This window comes from Schnuerera sp. (genome assembly GCF_035459645.1).
Classification (GTDB): Bacteria; Bacillota; Clostridia; order Tissierellales; family Tepidimicrobiaceae; genus Schnuerera.
This window is the reverse complement of sequence record NZ_DATHXO010000326.1, coordinates 1-2,737: the sequence shown is the minus strand read 5'-3', so window position 1 is coordinate 2,737 and position 2,737 is coordinate 1. Positions and strand designations below refer to the sequence as shown.

Here is a 2,737-nt window from a genome sequence, read left to right as displayed (position 1 = left end):
ATAAGGTTAGGAAAGGAGAGAGTTTTTATTATAAAGCTAACTCTAATCATTATCTATCTAATCCGGGGAAAACTAAAGCGGTATTAATATGGGTAAGTTCACCACCAAGTTTTTAATATAATACAAGGGGGTTTAGAGTATGGATAAAACAAATACAATTGAATTAAAAAATATATCAAAAGAATATGGTGAAACTAAAGTACTAGACAATATTAACCTTTATATTAGGAAAAATGAATTTTTAACATTGTTAGGACCTAGTGGATGTGGCAAAACAACAACTTTAAGGATAATAGGCGGATTTGAACAACCAACAGACGGAAAAGTTATATTTGAAGGAAAAGATATTACAGCTTTCCCCCCTTATGAAAGGCAGATAAATACTGTATTTCAAAAATATGCATTATTTCCACATATGAATGTTTTTGATAATATAGCCTTTGGTTTGAAGATAAAAAAGACGGCAATAAACGAAATAAAAACAAGAGTTAAGGAAATGCTAAGATTAGTCAATCTAAAAGGATTTGAAAATAGACCCATTGATTCTTTAAGTGGTGGGCAGCAGCAAAGGGTTGCTATTGCACGGGCTTTAGTAAATGAACCTAAGGTATTGCTTTTGGACGAACCTTTAGGAGCTCTCGATTTGAAACTTAGAAAAGATATGCAAATTGAACTTAAAAATATGCAAAAAAGAATAGGAATTACCTTTATATATGTAACCCATGATCAAGAAGAAGCATTGACCATGTCAGATACTATAGCAGTAATGGACAAAGGAAAAATTCAGCAGATAGGAACACCTGTTGATATATATAATGAACCTAAAAATGCCTTTGTTGCTAAATTCATTGGAGAAAGTAATATTGTTTGTGGAATCATGCATGAAGACTTTGTTGTTGAATTTGGAGGACGAATTTTCAAATGCGTAGATAAAGGTTTTAATAAAATGGAAAATATAGATGTGGTTATTAGACCTGAAGATTTAGAAATTGTGCCTATAGAAGAAGGTTTATTAAAGGGAGTCGTTACTTCCATAACATTTAAGGGAGTTCATTATGAAATGATTGTTAAAGATGGAGAATTAGAATGGATGGTTCATAGTACGATAATGAAACCTGTAGGGACTGAAATAGGGATGAAGGTATTACCAGAAAATATTCATATAATGAAGAGGGTGATGGGAGAATGAAGATGAAGCAGACTTCATACCCATATATATTATGGATGATCATATTTATAGTAGTTCCTTTAGCTTTAATTTTATTATTTTCTTTAACAATTGGTGAAGAAGGAGGAATAAAAAACCTACAATTTACTCTAGATAATTTTAAACGATTTTTGGATCCAAAATATATAGATATATTTTGGATATCAATCAGGTTAGCATTGAAATCTACAGCAATTACTTTGGTATTAGGATATCCAATGGCAATGGTTATTGCACGTGAAAAGCCTAAAAGAAGGAATATTTTAATCCTTTTATTTGTTATACCAATGTGGATGAATTTTTTATTAAGAACTTATGCTTGGTTGACTTTATTAGGAAAGAATGGTCTCATAAATTATATTGTTACCAAATTAGGATTTAGTCCTCTTAATTTAATATATAACGATTTAGCAGTTTTATTAGGAATGGTATATAATTTTTTACCCTTTATGGTTCTACCAATATATTCTGTTTTGATTAAGATAGATAAAAGTTTAATAGAAGCAGCAGAAGATTTAGGAGCGAATAAAGTTAATGTGTTTTCAAGAGTAATTTTCCCTTTAAGTATTCCTGGAATAATTACTGGAATTACCATGGTTTTTATGCCTGCAGTTAGTACCTTTGTAATCTCTAGGTTATTAGGCGGTGGGCAATATATGCTCATTGGAAATTTAATAGAACAACAATTCTTATGGGTTGGAGATTGGCATTTTGGATCGGCTATATCCATAATTATGATGGTTTTTATACTATTAACTATGACGATTACTGCTAAATTCGATTCACAAAAAGAGGGAGGAGGAGGTTTATGGTAGGAAAAGCCTTGAGAAGATTATATACTTTTTTAATATTTTTGTTTCTTTATGCACCTATTATAGTGCTAATAGTATTTTCTTTTAATAATTCAAAAACAAGAGGAACTTGGAGTGGATTTACTTTTAAGTGGTATATAGAACTGTTTAATAATGCAGAAGTACTTAAAGCTTTATATTATACTATACTTATTGCTGTATTATCAGCAATTATTTCAACCGTAATAGGTACTTTTGCAGCAATAGGCATTTACGGTATGCCAGGTATTAGTAAGAGAGTTATTTTAAATTTAAATTATTTGCCAGTGTTAAATCCAGACATCGTAACTGCTGTATCTTTAATGACTTTATTTAGATTTATAAGGATTGAATTTGGATTTATTACTATGCTTTTATCCCATATAACCTTCTGTATACCTTATGTTATATTGTCCATACTTCCTAAATTAAAGCAGATGAATAAACATCTGGCTGAGGCAGCTATGGATTTGGGTGCAACTCCTTTTTATGCATTGAGAAAGGTAGTTATTCCAGAAATAATGCCTGGGATAGTAACAGGTGCTTTATTAGCGTTTACTTTATCTGTCGATGATTTTGTTATAAGTTTTTTTAACAAAGGTGCAGGAGTTACTAATTTAAGCATTACAATATTTTCTATGGCAAGAACTGGTATCAATCCAATAATTAACGCTTTATCTACATTGATGTTTGTTGGATT

General features: G+C 30.5%; 3 protein-coding genes. All 3 read left to right on the top strand.

Features of this window, described 5'->3' with window-relative positions:
• The first annotated feature begins 139 nt into the window (after positions 1-139).
• Positions 140-1,189 (top strand): spermidine/putrescine ABC transporter ATP-binding protein, encoded by a 1,050-nt coding sequence (gene potA, locus VK998_RS07655; RefSeq protein ID WP_325227296.1) that lies wholly within the window; start codon positions 140-142, stop codon positions 1,187-1,189.
• The gene (locus VK998_RS07650; RefSeq protein ID WP_325227292.1) at positions 1,186-2,022 is read left to right on the top strand and encodes an ABC transporter permease; all 837 of its coding nucleotides are present in this window, start codon (positions 1,186-1,188) and stop codon (positions 2,020-2,022) included. Before potA ends, VK998_RS07650 begins: the two co-directional genes overlap by 4 nt.
• A partial coding sequence (locus VK998_RS07645; protein ID WP_325227290.1) for an ABC transporter permease occupies positions 2,016-2,737 on the top strand: 722 nt, incomplete at its 3' end. The genes VK998_RS07650 and VK998_RS07645, both read left to right, overlap by 7 nt.